Source organism: Streptomyces sp. NBC_01264, assembly GCF_026340675.1.
Taxonomy (GTDB): Bacteria; Actinomycetota; Actinomycetes; order Streptomycetales; family Streptomycetaceae; genus Streptomyces.
This window is the reverse complement of record NZ_JAPEOX010000001.1, coordinates 2,067,193-2,082,138: the sequence shown is the minus strand read 5'-3', so window position 1 is coordinate 2,082,138 and position 14,946 is coordinate 2,067,193. Positions and strand designations below refer to the sequence as shown.

Sequence of the window (14,946 nt, the reverse complement as noted above, 5' to 3'; positions counted from 1 at the left end):
GAGGACTCTTCCGACATGAAGGCCGTCGTGATGGCTGGTGGCGAAGGCACTCGGCTTCGCCCCATGACCTCAAGCATGCCCAAGCCGCTCCTGCCGGTGGCGAACCGGCCGATCATGGAGCATGTGCTCAGGCTGCTCAAGCGGCATGGGCTCAACGAAACCGTGGTCACCGTACAGTTCCTGGCCTCACTCGTCAGGAACTACTTCGGTGACGGCGAGGAGCTCGGAATGGAGCTCACCTATGCCAACGAGGAGAAGCCACTCGGCACCGCCGGCAGCGTGAAGAACGCCGAGGAGGCTCTGAAGGACGACACGTTCCTCGTGATCTCCGGCGACGCGCTCACGGACTTCGACCTGACCGACCTGATCCGTTTCCACAAGGAGAAGGGCGGCCTCGTCACGGTGTGCCTCACCCGCGTGCCGAACCCGCTGGAATTCGGCATCACCATCGTGGACGAGGAAGGCAAGGTCGAGCGCTTCCTGGAGAAGCCGACCTGGGGCCAGGTGTTCTCGGACACCATCAACACCGGCATCTACGTGATGGAGCCGGAGATCTTCGACTACGTGGACGCGGACGTTTCCGTGGACTGGTCCGGCGACGTCTTCCCGCAGCTGATGAAGGAAGGCCGGCCGATCTACGGCTACGTCGCCGAGGGCTACTGGGAGGACGTCGGCACCCACGAGAGCTACGTCAAGGCCCAGGCCGACGTGCTCGAGGGCAAGGTCCAGGTCGACATGGACGGCTTCGAAATCTCCCCCGGCGTGTGGATCGCCGAAGGCGCCGAGGTGAGCCCGGACGCGGTACTGCGCGGGCCGCTGTACATCGGGGACTACGCCAAGGTCGAGGCCGGCGTGGAGATCCGCGAGCACACCGTGATCGGGTCGAACGTCGTCGTGAAGAGCGGCGCCTTCCTGCACAAGGCCGTCGTGCACGACAACGTGTACATCGGGCCCCACAGCAACCTCCGCGGCTGCGTCATCGGCAAGAACACCGACATCATGCGGGCCGCCCGGATCGAGGACGGCGCCGTCATCGGCGACGAGTGCCTCGTCGGCGAGGAATCGATCATCCAGGGGAACGTCCGGGTCTACCCCTTCAAGACGATCGAGGCGGGCGCCTTCGTCAACACCTCGGTCATCTGGGAGTCCCGGGGGCAGGCACATCTGTTCGGCGCCCGCGGGGTCACCGGAATCCTCAACGTGGAGATCACCCCGGAGCTGGTGGTCCGGCTGGCCGGTGCCTACGCGACGACCCTGAAGAAGGGGGCGACGGTCACCACGGCCCGCGACCACTCCCGAGGCGCGCGCGCGCTCAAGCGGGCCGTGATCTCGGCGCTCCAGGCCAGCGCCATCAACGTCCGGGACCTGGAGAACGTACCGCTGCCCGTGGCGCGGCAGCAGACCGCGCGCGGCAGCGCCGGCGGGATCGTGCTGCGGACCTCGCCGGGAGTGCCCGACTCGGTCGACATCATGTTCCTCGACGAGCGCGGGGCGGACCTCTCCCTCCAGCAGCAGCGCAAGCTCGACCGGGTCTACGCGCGCCAGGAGTACCGACGGGCGTTCCCCGGAGAAATCGGTGACCTGCAGTTCCCGGGCAGCGTCTTCGACGCCTACACCGGTTCGCTGCTGCGGCGCGTGGACACCACCGGGGTCGCGGACTCCGGGCTCAAGGTGGTCGTGGACGCCTCCAACGGCAGCGCCGGCCTGGTCCTGCCCAGCCTGCTGGGCCGGCTCGGGGTGGACGCCCTCACCGTCAACCCGGGACTCGACGAGTCCCGGCCCACCGAGAGCGCCGAATCCCGCCGGGCGGGACTGGTGCGGCTCGGGGAGATCGTGGCGTCCTCGCGGGCCGCCTTCGGAGTGCGCTTCGACCCGGTGGGCGAGCGGATCTCCCTCGTGGACGAGCGCGGCCGGATCATCGAGGACGACCGGGCACTGCTGGTCCTGCTCGACCTGGTGGCCGCCGAGAAGCGCAGCGGCAAGGTGGCGCTGCCGGTGACCACGACCCGGATCGCCGAGCAGGTGGCGGCGTACCACGGGACCCAGGTGGAGTGGACGACGACCTCGCCCGACGACCTGACGCGGGTGGGCCGGGCGGAGAACACCATTTTCGGCGGTGACGGGCGGGGCGGATTCATCGTCCCCGAGTTCAGCAGCGTCTTCGACGGATCGGCCGCCTTCGTGCAGTTGATCGGGCTGGTGGCGCGGACGCAGCTCACGCTGAGCCAGATCGATGCGCGGATCCCTCGGGCGCACGTGCTCAAGCGGGACGTGCCGACCCCGTGGGCGGTGAAGGGGCTCGTCATGCGGAGGGTCGTGGAGGCCGCCGGGGACCGGCAGGTGGACACCACCGACGGGGTGCGGGTCGTGGAGGCCGACGGGCGGTGGGCGCTGGTGCTGCCGGATCCGGCGGAGGCGGTCACCCACCTGTGGGCGGAGGGACCCGACGACGCGTCCGCGCAGGCGCTGCTGGACGACTGGGCAGCCGTGGTGGACGGCGCCGGGCACTGAGCCGCCCGCGCGAGGGCGCAAGCCGTAACGGAGCGGCGTAGGGCCGGAAGTCCGGTGGAGCGGCGGGGCGCAGGTCCCGTCCGGTCCACCGGACGTCCGCATTCGGTGGGAGCGGCGCCGACATGCGACGATGTGCGGCATGTCGCAGCCGCCCCACAACCGCAGTTCGGTACCTCCGGCGCGGCCGGACGCCTCCATGTCGCTGCTGACGCACGTGATGGACCACTCCCTTGACGAGGGCTACGCGGAGGCTTCGGCCCGGCGCGAGGCCGAGGGCACGTCCGGCCTGCCGCGGACCCTCAAGGCCAAACTGGGTCTGGCCGCCGGGCTCGTGCTCGCCGCCAGTGTCGTCACCCTGGGCGCCGCGCAGGCGCGGGCGACCGCGCCGGTGCTGGCCAAGGAGCGTCAGGAACTCATCGACCGGGTCGAGCGGGCCGACGCGCACGCGGACGGTCTCGAGCGGGACATCGAGCGGCTGCGGGCCACCGTCGCCGACCGGCAGCGCGAGGCGCTCAAGCAGCACGGTGGCGAACAGGGCCAGCTCGTGGCGCTGCTGTCCGGGGCCACCGAGGTGCAGGGGCCCGGGATCAAGCTGACGGTGGACGATGCCAAGGGCTCGACGACCGGAAACGGCTCCGCGCCGCGCGAGAGCGCCGGATTCTCGGACACCGGGCGGCTCCGCGACCGCGATATGCAGAAGATCGTCAACGGGCTGTGGCAGTCGGGGGCGGAAGCGATCTCGATCAACGGTCAGCGGCTGACGTCCCTCTCGGCCATCCGGGCCGCGGGTGACGCGATACTGGTCGACAACAGGCCGCTGGTGCCGCCGTACGAAGTGCTGGCGATCGGCGACAAGAAGCGCCTCGGGACCTCGTTCCAGGACTCCGCGGACGGCCAGTACCTGCACGTACTGCAGGAGAACTACGGCATCCGCTACTCCTTGTCGTCCGAAGCGGAGATGCGCCTTCCGGCCGCGTCGAGCCTGACCGTACGTACGGCTACAGCAGCAGAGCAGCAGAAGGGTGCATCGTGATCGCGGTACTGGGCCTCGTGGTCGGAGTGGTGGTCGGACTTCTCGTCCGGCCCGAAGTGCCGGCCGTGGTGGAGCCTTATCTGCCGATCGCCGTGGTCGCGGCGCTGGACGCGGTGTTCGGAGGCCTGCGCGCGATGCTGGACGGCATCTTCGTGGACAAGGTCTTCGTGGTGTCGTTCCTGTCGAACGTGGTCGTGGCGGCGCTGATCGTCTTCCTCGGCGACAAGCTGGGGGTCGGCTCGCAGCTGTCCACGGGTGTGGTGGTCGTCCTCGGCATCCGCATCTTCTCCAACGCCGCGGCCATCCGCCGGCACGTGTTCCGGGCGTGAGGCCGATGAGTTCGAACGACACCCCGCCCGAAGAGCCCGGGGCCGCGGCACAGCGGCCGAAGGCGCAGCCTCCGCTGGAGCCGTCGGCCGGGCGCGTGGGCCAGGAGCCGGCCCCCGGGGCCGCGCAGGCCGGGCCGGAGCGGCCCGGACCCGTACAGGACGGATCCCAGCAGACCGGCCGGCAGCGGCTGGCGGCCGGGCTGTGGCCGCCGCGGGTGAGCCGGGCCCAACTGATCGTCGCGGTGCTGTTGTTCGTCCTGGGACTCGGGCTGGCCATCCAGGTACGGTCGAACAGCGACTCCAGCGCGCTGCGAGGCGCCCGCCAGGAGGACCTCGTACGGATCCTCGACGAGCTGGACGGGCGGACCAAGCGGCTGGAGGACGAGAAGCAGCGGCTCGACGACCAGCGCCGGGAGCTGGAGAGCAGCTCCAACCAGGCCGAGGAGGCCCGGAAGCAGACCGTGGAGAAGGAACGCCAACTGGGGATCCTGGCCGGTACGGTGGCCGCGCAGGGTCCGGGCATCGTGCTGAAGATCACGGACCCCAAGGGCCAGGTGTCGTCGGACAAGCTGCTGGACACCCTCCAGGAGCTGCGGGCGGCCGGGGCCGAGGCGATCCAGATCAACGGGGTGCGGATCGTGGCGGACTCGTACTTCTCGGACGAGGAGGACGGGGTCGCGATCGACGGTAAGAAGATCACACAGCCCTACGAGTTCAAGGTGATCGGCAAGCCGCAGGACCTGGAACCGGCTCTCAACATTCCCGGTGGCGTCGTCCAGTCGCTGGAGAAGGAGCAGGCCGTCGTCAGCGTCACACGTCCGGCGAAGATCGTTGTGGATGCCTTGCGGGCTGCGAAGCAGCCTGACTACGCTCGGTCGTCATCGTCGTGATGCGGGAGGTGCGGGAGACCGGCTCACGCGGGCGGATGCCTGCGGGGGGTCGAGGCACCGAAGTCGCGGTGCGTGGTGGAAACTGTCTGATGGTTACGGACGTTGTAAGTATGTCCGGGTCGGCAGGTGTTGCATTCGGAGTTCGTCCTGCCCCACGGGCGGGTCTGTTTCGGTCAAGGGGAATCGCCCGTGAAGTTGTTTGAGAAGTTGTTCGGCAAGAAGAACCGCGAGGAAAGCGGTGCGGCCAGGCACCGTGCGGGGCATGGGGACGTGGAAGGGCAGGGCGACCGGCCGCTCTTCCGCGACGAGGTCGCCAGGGCGGGTGACATTTCGGGCGCGCACGGCGCGTCGGCTGTTGACCCTGCCGGTACCGGACGCATAGGTTTCGGTGAACCATCAACCTCAAGTACGGGTGGAGGGTTTGCCCCCGACCCGTATGCCACCAATGCCTCCGCGGGGCAGCCGCGGCGCGAGGAGCCGTCCATGTCGGCCGAGCAGATTTGCAGCAGGTGCGGGCACCGCAGCGATGCGGCGAGCCGGTTCTGCTCCAACTGCGGGGCGCCGCTGCGGGCGGGTCTGACGCCGGAGCGTGCCTCGGAGACCACGTCCACCATCTCGATCTCGGGCCTGGAGGCCTACGAGGCCGAGGTGTCGGGACAGACGCACGTGTCGTCCTCGCTGTCCCCCGAGGCCCAGGCCGCGGTGGAAGCGCTGCCGCCGGGTTCCGCTCTGCTGATCGTGCGGCGCGGCCCGAACTCCGGCAGCCGCTTCCTCTTGGACGGTGAGCTGACGACGGCCGGCCGGCACCCGCAGAGCGACATCTTCCTGGACGACGTCACCGTCTCCCGGCGCCATGTCGAGTTCCGCAGGAGTCACGACGGTTTCACCGTCTCCGACGTCGGCAGCCTCAACGGCACGTACGTGAACCGTGAACCGATCGACTCCGTCGCCCTGCACAACGGCGACGAGGTGCAGATCGGCAAGTACCGGCTGGTCTTCTACGCGAGCCTGCGGGGGCACTGACCCTTCAAGGGAAGGTCCCATGCTGCGTATCCCGGCAGGCGGTGCCGCCAAGGGCGGCACCGCCACCGCGTCCTCCTCGGGCGCGCGGCTGGTGAGCATCGGAACGGTGCTCACGATGCTGCGTGACGAGTTCCCCGAAGTCACGATCTCGAAGATCCGTTTCCTGGAGGCGGAGGGGCTCGTCGAGCCCCGGCGCACACCTTCCGGATATCGCAAGTTCACCGCCGACGACGTGGAGCGCCTCGCCCACGTCCTGCGCCTCCAGCGCGACCACTACCTTCCGTTGAAGGTCATCCGCGAGCAGCTCGACGCGCTCGCGCGGGGTGAGCAGATCCGCATCCCGGCGCCCACGGCGCACGGGGAGTCCGTCGACCCCGCGAGCCCCGTCGCCCTCTACGGCGAGGTGGGCCGGGAGCGGCCGACCGTGGCCCGGGTGGGCCGGGCCGAGCTGATGGCCGCCGCCGAGGTGGACGAGGTCCAGCTCGTGGAGTGGGAGTCGTACGGGCTCATCGCGGAGGCCCCCGGCGGCGGTTTCGACGCCGAGGCGGTCACGGTGGCCCGTCTGGTGGCCGATCTCGGCCGATTCGGTCTGGAGCCGCGCCACCTGCGTGCGATGAAGGCCGCCGCCGACCGGGAGGCCGGTCTGGTGGAGCAGGTCGTCTCGCCGCTGCGCCGGCACCGCAATCCGCAGACCAGGGCCCATGCCGAGGCCACCATGAAGGAGCTCGCGGGGCTCTCCGTACGGCTGCACGAGGCCCTCGTACAAACTGCTCTCGGGGTGCGGCTGCACTGATCCGGAGGGGCTTTTCGGGCCGACTTCGGGCGTGTTCGCAGGGGCTTCGGGGCAGGCTTGGGGGAGCCCGACTACCCAAACCTGCCGGGCAGGTCCTAGGGTTGCTGTGTGAACGAGCTCGACGTTGTGGGTGTCCGGGTGGAAATGCCCTCGAACCAACCGATCGTGCTCCTGCGTGAAGTGGGAGGCGATCGGTACCTCCCCATCTGGATCGGACCAGGGGAGGCGACCGCCATTGCCTTCGCGCAGCAGGGCATGGCGCCTGCCCGGCCGCTGACGCACGACCTGTTCAAGGACGTGCTGGAGGCGATCGGTGAGGAGCTCACCGAAGTCCGGATCACGGATCTGCGGGAGGGCGTTTTCTACGCGGAGCTCGTCTTCGCCAGCGGAGTCGAGGTGAGCGCGCGGCCTTCCGACGCCATAGCGCTCGCCCTGCGGACCGGGACGCCGATCTTCGGCAGCGACGGCGTGCTCGATGACGCCGGCATCGCGATCCCGGACGAGCAGGAGGACGAGGTGGAGAAGTTCCGCGAGTTCCTCGACCAGATCTCGCCGGAGGACTTCGGTACAGGCCCGCAGTGAGGCGCGGGTCGCGCCGTCCTCCCGGATATTTCAGCCCATTCGAGTAGGTTTTCCCCGCTATGGGGTACGGGAAACCACTCTCAGGGTGATTATCACTCGGCGTGCCGAGTGTGGCGATCGTTGACGCACCCCTGGTGACTGCCTACCTTCGAGGTGGCAGGTCAAGGACGGAGGGTCGGCGTGAGAGTCACGGGCGACGGTATGACCGGGGGCATCCCCGCACGGAGTGACGGTGGGCCGTACCCGCTGCACGGTGGTGCGGTGAACTCCGCGCGCCGTCAGCCGGAGCCCGCGCCGGTCGGTTCGGTGGGGTCAGTCGAGTCGGTGGGTGGCGAGAGCGCACCGGAGCAGGTCGGATACCGGGGGCCGACGGCGTGTGCCGCGGCCGGCATCACGTACCGGCAGCTCGACTACTGGGCGCGCACCGGGCTGGTAGAGCCCACGGTGCGGCCCGCGTACGGGTCCGGGACGCAGCGTCTGTACAGCTTCCGGGACGTGGTCGTCCTCAAGATCGTGAAGCGCTTCCTGGACACCGGGGTGGCACTGCAGAACATCCGCACCGCCGTACAGCACCTGCGCGACCGGGGTTTCTCGGACCTGGAGCGGATGACGCTGATGAGCGACGGCGCCACCGTGTACGAGTGCACCTCGCCGGACCAGGTCGTCAGCCTGCTCCAGGGCGGCCAGGGCATCTTCGGGATCGCCGTGGGCGTGGTCTGGCGCGATGTCGAGAACGCCCTGTCGCAGCTGCACGGGGAGCGCGTCGACACGGGTGAGACGGTGGTCGGGCACAACCCGGCCGACGAGCTGGCCGCTCGGAGGAACCGGGCCGTCTGAGGCGGCGGCGGGGGCCGGGTGGTCCGCGGCTTCCGCCGCGTCCGCGTCCGGGTCCGCCGGGTCTCGTCGGTGGGCCGTACGGCTCGCCCGCTGCGGGGCGGGCCGATTGTCAGTGGCGTAGGGCAGCATCGGAGCTGTGAGATCCGCGCCGACCATCCTGCACCTGGACATGGACGCCTTCTACGCCTCCGTGGAGCAGGCGTCGAAGCCGAGCCTGCGCGGCAAGGCCGTCATCGTGGGCGGGCTGGGGCCGCGCGGGGTCGTCGCCACCGCTTCCTACGAGGCCAGGCGCTTCGGGGTGCATTCGGCCATGCCGATGGCCCAGGCGCGGCGGCTCTGCCCGAACGGCGCGTGCCTGATCCCGCGCTTCAGCCTGTACCGCGAGGTCAGCGACATGGTCATGGGGATGCTCCGGGAACTGTCCCCCCTCGTGGAGCCGCTGAGCCTGGACGAGGCCTTCGTGGACCTGGAGGCGGGCGGCGTCGCCTTCGACGCGGAGTCCGCGCGGGCCGTCGGGGAGCGGCTGAGGGCCGATATCGCCGCCGCGACCGGGCTGAGCGGGTCGGTGGGGCTCGCGGGGTCCAAGATGCTGGCGAAGGTCGCCTCGGAGGAGGCCAAGCCGGCCGGGCTGCTGCTGATCGAGGTCGGCACGGAGCGGGCACATCTGGCACCGATGTCGGTACGGACCCTGCCCGGGGTGGGGCCGGCCACGGGGGAGCACCTGCGGCGGGCCGGGATCACCACGGTGGGGGAGCTCGCGGAGGCCGGTGAGGACGAACTGGTCCGGATGGTGGGGCGCTCGCACGGGCTCGGGCTGTACCGGATGGCGCTGGGCGTGGACGAGCGGCCGGTGGTCGCCGAGCGCGATGCGAAATCCGTCTCCGTGGAGGACACCTTCGACGTGGACCTGCACGACCGGGTGCGGATCCGGGGCGAGGTGCAGCGGCTCGCGGACCGGTGCGTGGAGCGGCTGCGGGGGTCGGGGCACTCGGGCCGGACCATCGTGCTCAAGGTTCGGCGGTACGACTTCTCCACGCTCACCCGCTCGGAAACCCTCCGGGGGCCCACGGACGACCCCGCGGTGGTTCGGGAGGCCGCCGGCCGGCTGCTGGAGGCCGTGGACACCACGGGCGGGGTGCGGCTGCTGGGGGTGGGGGTGACGGGGCTGGCGGACTATACGCAGGAGGATCTGTTCGCGTTCGCCGACGCGATGGCTGCGCGGGCCGGGGTGGGGGAGGGTGCGGGGCCGGGCCCGGATCCTGGTGCGGATTCCGATGTAGATCCCGATGTGGAACGGGCAGTCGGCGGGGGGCCGGAGGCCGAGGTCCGGGGCCAGGCCCTGGAGGGCGGTGCCGGGCGGGGGGCCGTGGTGGGGCCGGGAGCCGCCGGGCAGGGGCCGGGGGAGGCCGCTGGGCGGGAGCGGGGTGCCGGATCGGCGGAGGGGGAGGCCGTGGGGCAGGGGCTGGGGCAGGGCCCCGGGGACGGGCAGGGGGCTGAGTCGGGGCGTGGGGGCGGGGTGGGGGTGGAGGGTGTCGAGGGTGTGCCTGAGCGGCGGTGGGCGGCCGGGGGGGATGTGCGGCATGCGGTGTACGGGCCGGGGTGGGTGCAGGGCAGTGGGGTCGGGCGGGTGACCGTACGGTTCGAGGAGCCTGGATCTCCGCCCGGCCGGGTGCGGACGTTTCTGGTGGACGATCCCGAGTTGGAGGCGTCCGATCCGATGCCGTTGGTCGGGGACCGGGCCTTGGGGGTCGGGGGGACTGGGTAGGCAGTGGGGTGGGGTGGGGTGGGCCCTGTGGGGCTGTCCCCTACCCGCCCTTCCACCGTTCCCCGGGGCTTCGCCCCGGACCCGTTGCCGCGTGCGGCGCTGTTGCCGGGGGCCAGCCCCCGGACCCCCGCTCCTCAAACGCCGGAGGGGCTGGATGGGGCCGAAGGGCTGGATGTGCCCGGAAGGGGTGGATGTGCCAGGGGTCAGGGGGTGTCCGGGGGTGTGTGGCCGAAGTCGTGGTGGAAGTCTGAGGGGAGGGCCAGGTCCAGGCCGTAGTGGTGGTAGAGCTGCAGCTCCTGTTCGGGGGAGAGGTGGCGGCCGACGCCGAAGTCGGGGGCGTCCCTGATGAGGGCGCGTTCGAAGGGCACGCGCAGGGTGTCGCCCACCATCTCGCTGGGCTCCAGCGGGACGAAGGCGTCCCGGCTGAAGAGGCCGGTGCGTACGGCGGCCCATTCCGGGACGCCCGTGGCGTCGTCGAGGTAGACCTCGTCGACGGTGCCGATCTTGGTGCCATTGCGGTCGAACGCCTTGCGGCCGATCAGGCTGCGGGGATCGATGTCGGTCTGCACGGTCCGGTCCCTCCATTTGGGCGCAACTCCTCCGTAATGACTACAGAAGTGCATTTCCGGAGAGGGGGCCACTCGACGGGAAGCGCCCAGATCCTCGCTGGTAGGCTGGGTGACGGCTGTTGACCCTGTGCGGGAGAGTCCTCCGAGTGAGTGAGACGGAGGCGCCGAAGGAGCAAATCCTCCCCGGAATCTCTCAGGCATACGTACCGCACGTGGTGAGGCCACTCTGGAAAGCAGGGGCGGGTACCGGGCGCGCAGTGCCGGTCCCTCTCCTCACCGACGGTGAAAGCCGGATCTCGTGGGCGATCCCCGCGCGGCCCGGTGAAGCTCTCAGGTTGTGATGACAGAGGGGGAGGCCGTCCGGGTGCCCGCGCCGTGGTGCCCCTCGCAGGTCGTACGACCAGGAGGCCTCCGTACATGACCGCCAACCGCATTCCGCTCTCCCAGCTGGAGCGAGGCATCCCCTTCGAGCAGCGCCACATCGGCCCGGATGCCGAGGCGCAGGCGAAGATGCTCGCTCAGGTGGGCTACGGCTCCCTCGACGAGCTCACCGCCGCCGCGGTGCCGGATGTGATCAAGACCACCGCCGCGCTGAACCTGCCCGAGGCGCGGACCGAGGCCGAGGTGCTCGCCGAGCTGCGCGAGCTCGCCGACCGCAACCAGGTCCTCTCCTCCATGATCGGCCTGGGTTACTACGGCACCTTCACGCCGCCGGTGATCCTGCGCAACGTCATGGAGAACCCGGCCTGGTACACGGCGTACACGCCGTACCAGCCGGAGATCTCCCAGGGCCGCCTCGAAGCCCTGCTGAACTTCCAGACCGTCGTCGCCGAGCTGACCGGTCTGCCGACCTCCGGCGCCTCCCTCCTCGACGAGGGCACGGCGGCCGCCGAGGCCATGACCCTGGCCCGCCGCGTGGGCAAGGCCAAGGGCAACGTCTTCCTCGTCGACGCCGACGCGCTGCCGCAGACCATCGCGGTGATCCAGACCCGTGCCGAGCCGATCGGCATCGAGGTCGTCGTCGCCGATCTGAGCGAGGGGATCCCGGCCGAGATCGTCGAGCGCGGCGTCTACGGCGTGCTGCTCCAGTACCCGGGTGCCTCCGGCGCGGTGCGGGAGATCAAGCCGGTCATCGAGCAGGCGCACGGGCTCGGCGCCATCGTCGCCGTCTCCGCCGACCTGCTCGCCCTGACGCTGCTGACCTCCCCGGGCGAGCTGGGCGCGGACATCGCCGTCGGCACCACCCAGCGCTTCGGCGTCCCGATGGGCTTCGGCGGACCGCACGCCGGCTACATGGCCGTCCAGGCCAAGCACGCCCGCTCGCTGCCCGGCCGCCTCGTCGGCGTCTCCGTGGACGCGGACGGCAACAAGGCCTACCGCCTGGCGCTGCAGACTCGTGAGCAGCACATCCGCCGCGAGAAGGCCACCAGCAACATCTGTACCGCGCAGGTGCTCCTCGCCGTCATGGCCGGCATGTACGCCGTCTACCACGGCCCGGACGGGCTGCGTACGATCGCCCGCCGCACCCACCGCTACGCCAGCCTGCTGGCCGCGGGCCTGACGGCCGGCGGGGTCGAGGTCGTGCACGGCTCGTACTTCGACACCCTTACGGTCCGGGTTCCGGGCCGGGCCGCCGAGGTCGTGGCAGCCGCCCGCGAGGGTGGAGTCAACCTCTTCCAGGTCGACGCGGACCTCGTCTCCATCGCCTGTGACGAGACGACCCTGCGCGCCGACATCGAGGCCGTCTGGACCGCTTTCGGCGTCACCGCCGACATCGAGGCGCTGGACGGGACCACGGCCGAGGCGCTGCCCGAGGGGCTGCTGCGCTCGGACGCGTACCTGACCCACCCGGTCTTCCACCAGCACCGCTCCGAGACCGCGATGCTGCGCTACCTGCGCAAGCTCTCGGACAAGGACTACGCGCTGGACCGCGGCATGATCCCGCTGGGCTCCTGCACCATGAAGCTCAACGCGACCACCGAGATGGAGTCGGTCACCTGGCCGGAATTCGGCCAGGTGCACCCGTTCGCCCCGGTCGAGCAGGCCGAGGGGTACCTCACGCTCATCACTGAGCTGGAGGAACGTCTCTGCGAGGTCACCGGCTACGACAAGGTCTCCATTCAGCCGAACGCCGGCTCCCAGGGCGAGCTCGCCGGCCTGCTGGCCGTCCGCGCCTACCACCGGGCGAACGGCAACGAGCAGCGCACGGTCTGCCTCATCCCGTCCTCCGCGCACGGCACCAACGCCGCGAGCGCCGTGATGGCCGGCATGAAGGTGGTCGTCGTCAAGACCGCCGACGACGGCGAGGTGGACGCGGACGACCTGCGCGCCAAGATCGAGCAGTACCGCGACGAGCTCGCCGTACTGATGATCACGTACCCCTCCACGCACGGTGTGTTCGAGGAGCACGTCGCGGACATCTGCGCCCAGGTGCACGACGCCGGCGGCCAGGTCTACGTGGACGGCGCCAACCTCAACGCCCTGGTGGGCCTGGCCAAGCCGGGTCACTTCGGCGGCGACGTCTCGCACCTGAACCTGCACAAGACCTTCTGCATCCCGCACGGCGGCGGCGGCCCGGGCGTCGGCCCGGTCGGTGTCCGGGAGCACCTGGCCCCGTACCTGCCCAACCACCCGCTGCAGCCGACCGCCGGTCCCGAGACGGGCGTCGGCCCGATCTCGGCCGCGCCGTGGGGTTCGGCCGGCATCCTGCCGATCTCCTGGTCGTACGTGCGCCTCATGGGCGGCGAGGGCCTCAAGCGCGCCACCCAGGTGGCGGTGCTCGGCGCCAACTACATCGCCAAGCGCCTCGAGCCGCACTACCCGGTGCTCTACACCGGCCCGGGCAACCTGGTCGCGCACGAGTGCATCATCGACATGCGCCCGCTGTCGAAGGCGACCGGCGTGAGCATCGACGACATCGCCAAGCGCCTGATCGACTACGGGTTCCACGCGCCGACCATGTCCTTCCCGGTCGCCGGCACGCTCATGATCGAGCCGACGGAGTCCGAGGACCTCGCCGAGATCGACCGCTTCTGCGACGCGATGATCGCCATCCGCGCCGAGATCGAGCGGGTCGCGGGCGGCGAGTGGCCGGTGGACGACAACCCGCTGGCCAACTCCCCGCACACGGCGGCGGCGCTGGGCGGCGAGTGGAACCACCCGTACACCCGCGACGAGGCCGTCTTCCCGGGCGGGGTGTCGGCCGCGGAGAAGTACTGGCCGCCGGTGCGCCGCATCGACGGTGCGTTCGGCGACCGGAACCTGGTGTGTTCCTGCCCGCCGCTGGACGAGTACGACAACTGATGTAGTGGCACGTCCCATGGCGCAGTGACGTGACCGACGCAGTGACGTGACGCGGCGACGTGGCACTGTGACGTGACGAAGGGGCCGGTCCGGGAGTTTCCTCCTGGGCCGGCCCCTTTCGTTTGCGTCGTCGGCTAGGCCGCCTTCATCACCTGCGCCGCCGCGAGCGGGCGGTTCGGGGCGATGATCTGGCCGTCCGGCAGCAGCTCACCGGTGTCCTCGAACAGCAGGACGCCGTTGCACAGCAGGCTCCAGCCCTGTTCCGGGTGAACGGCCACGGGGTGCGCGGCCTCCCTGTCGGCTGAGTCGGCGGTCGGGCATGCTGGCTTGTGCTGGCACATGGATGCGTTCTTTCGCTGCGGTGTGGTCTGTGTGCTGCGGCTCGGTGCGTTGTGCGCGTGGTTCATGGCCGCCCCCCGTATCAACGACGACTTGGCTCGGTCAGGGTCCCCAGTGTTGCCCCACGGCACGGTGTCCGCAGGGATTTCCCGGCAGCTGTCCTCATAGATTGATGACGCATCACCCGTGCGGGCGGTTCAGGTCAACTCCCCTGTCATTTCGGATGGTTCACCGGGGGCCCGAGTGGGCTAGGCCGAATGGGCAGAACCGGCCAGGAGCCGGGTCAGGCGGCCGGTGCGGCCACGGAGGGCGGTACCGGAGGGGCCGTCGGCGTGAGCCGGTGGGTCAGTACGGGCAGCAGTTCGGACACGGGGTGCGGTCGGTAGGCGGCGATGCCGGGCGGGGCGGGGGCGAGGGGGACCAGGAGGTCGGCGGCGGCCGGCAGGCCGGCGGAGGCGTCGGCGCCCACCGATCCGTGCAGCCACAGGGTCAGCATGTACAGCTCCGGTACGGACAGCAGGCGGGGCTGGTAGTTCTTGCCGAGCGATTCGGCCTGGCGCAGCGCGCGTTCGGTGGCGGCGACGTAGGGGCCCTCGAAGAAGTGGGAGAAGGCCCACCCGTCCGGTGTCAGCCGGGTGTCGGCCGCGGCGACGTAGCGGTCCCCGCTGCGGATCAGGAACCGCCAGCCGGTCAGCCGGGTGCGCGGGGGCCTGCCGCCCGCGGTCAGCCCGGAGATGTGCAGCCGGTCCAGGACGTGGACGGGCAACGGCAGTTCGGCGGTCATCGGCCCCTGGAGGGCGCGCAGGGCCGGGGTGTGCGCCTCATGGACGGCGGTGGGGGAGCCGAGGGCCGCGAGGACGCTGCGCAGGGCGGGCGCGGGAGCCGGAGGGACGTGCAGCGGCATGGTGGGTCGCCTCTCGCTAGGGAGACCTGTGGAACGGGGCGGGTGTGGGGTGCGGACGGCGCTGTCGC

The 14,946-nt window shown here is 70.7% G+C and carries 13 protein-coding genes and 1 riboswitch; of the genes, 10 read left to right on the top strand and 3 right to left on the bottom strand.

Annotation, left to right across the window (positions count from 1 at the left end):
• The first annotated feature begins 15 nt into the window (after positions 1–15).
• The 9 genes from OG435_RS09495 to OG435_RS09455 all read left to right on the top strand — a co-directional run bounded on the left by OG435_RS09495 (position 16) and on the right by OG435_RS09455 (position 9,763).
• Positions 16–2,511 (top strand): mannose-1-phosphate guanyltransferase, encoded by a 2,496-nt coding sequence (locus tag OG435_RS09495; protein ID WP_266876384.1) that lies wholly within the window; start codon positions 16–18, stop codon positions 2,509–2,511.
• Positions 2,512–2,641: 130 nt separating this feature from the next.
• Positions 2,642–3,544, top strand: coding sequence for a DUF881 domain-containing protein (locus OG435_RS09490; RefSeq protein WP_266876383.1), 903 nt, complete (start codon positions 2,642–2,644; stop codon positions 3,542–3,544).
• Positions 3,541–3,873, top strand: a complete 333-nt coding sequence (locus tag OG435_RS09485; protein ID WP_112452698.1) for a small basic family protein — start codon at positions 3,541–3,543, stop codon at positions 3,871–3,873. Before OG435_RS09490 ends, OG435_RS09485 begins: the two co-directional genes overlap by 4 nt.
• A 5-nt stretch (positions 3,874–3,878) precedes the next feature.
• Positions 3,879–4,763: a DUF881 domain-containing protein gene (locus OG435_RS09480; protein ID WP_266876382.1), complete on the top strand. Its 885-nt coding sequence runs from the start codon at positions 3,879–3,881 to the stop codon at positions 4,761–4,763.
• 483 nt (positions 4,764–5,246) lie between these two features.
• Positions 5,247–5,786 (top strand): FHA domain-containing protein, encoded by a 540-nt coding sequence (locus OG435_RS50090; protein ID WP_274547808.1) that lies wholly within the window; start codon positions 5,247–5,249, stop codon positions 5,784–5,786.
• Positions 5,787–5,805: 19 nt separating this feature from the next.
• Positions 5,806–6,579 carry a MerR family transcriptional regulator gene (locus tag OG435_RS09470; RefSeq protein ID WP_266876381.1) on the top strand — a complete coding sequence of 258 codons (774 nt, stop codon included), beginning with the start codon at positions 5,806–5,808 and terminating at the stop codon, positions 6,577–6,579.
• 108 nt (positions 6,580–6,687) lie between these two features.
• Positions 6,688–7,161, top strand: a complete 474-nt coding sequence (locus OG435_RS09465; RefSeq protein WP_250745191.1) for a bifunctional nuclease family protein — start codon at positions 6,688–6,690, stop codon at positions 7,159–7,161.
• A gap of 180 nt (positions 7,162–7,341) precedes the next feature.
• Positions 7,342–7,998: a MerR family transcriptional regulator gene (locus tag OG435_RS09460; RefSeq protein WP_430625602.1), complete on the top strand. Its 657-nt coding sequence runs from the start codon at positions 7,342–7,344 to the stop codon at positions 7,996–7,998.
• Positions 7,999–8,134: 136 nt separating this feature from the next.
• The gene (locus OG435_RS09455; protein WP_266876380.1) at positions 8,135–9,763 is read left to right on the top strand and encodes a DNA polymerase IV; all 1,629 of its coding nucleotides are present in this window, start codon (positions 8,135–8,137) and stop codon (positions 9,761–9,763) included.
• A gap of 203 nt (positions 9,764–9,966) precedes the next feature.
• Here OG435_RS09455 and OG435_RS09450 read toward each other — a convergent pair whose 3' ends face one another.
• Entirely contained in the window at positions 9,967–10,332 is a 366-nt protein-coding gene (locus OG435_RS09450) for a PRC-barrel domain-containing protein (RefSeq protein ID WP_266876379.1), read from the bottom strand.
• Between the two features lie 120 nt (positions 10,333–10,452).
• Positions 10,453–10,551: riboswitch (glycine riboswitch) on the top strand.
• 198 nt (positions 10,552–10,749) lie between these two features.
• On the opposite strand from OG435_RS09450, the gene gcvP reads away from it, so the two are divergent.
• Positions 10,750–13,635 (top strand): aminomethyl-transferring glycine dehydrogenase, encoded by a 2,886-nt coding sequence (gene gcvP / locus OG435_RS09445; RefSeq protein WP_266876378.1) that lies wholly within the window; start codon positions 10,750–10,752, stop codon positions 13,633–13,635.
• 134 nt (positions 13,636–13,769) lie between these two features.
• On the opposite strand, the gene OG435_RS09440 is transcribed toward gcvP, so the two are convergent.
• Positions 13,770–13,976, bottom strand: coding sequence for a DUF5999 family protein (locus tag OG435_RS09440; RefSeq protein ID WP_323187805.1), 207 nt, complete (start codon positions 13,974–13,976; stop codon positions 13,770–13,772).
• Positions 13,977–14,257: 281 nt separating this feature from the next.
• Positions 14,258–14,878: a hypothetical protein gene (locus OG435_RS09435; protein ID WP_266876376.1), complete on the bottom strand. Its 621-nt coding sequence runs from the start codon at positions 14,876–14,878 to the stop codon at positions 14,258–14,260.
• Positions 14,879–14,946 lie beyond the last annotated feature (68 nt).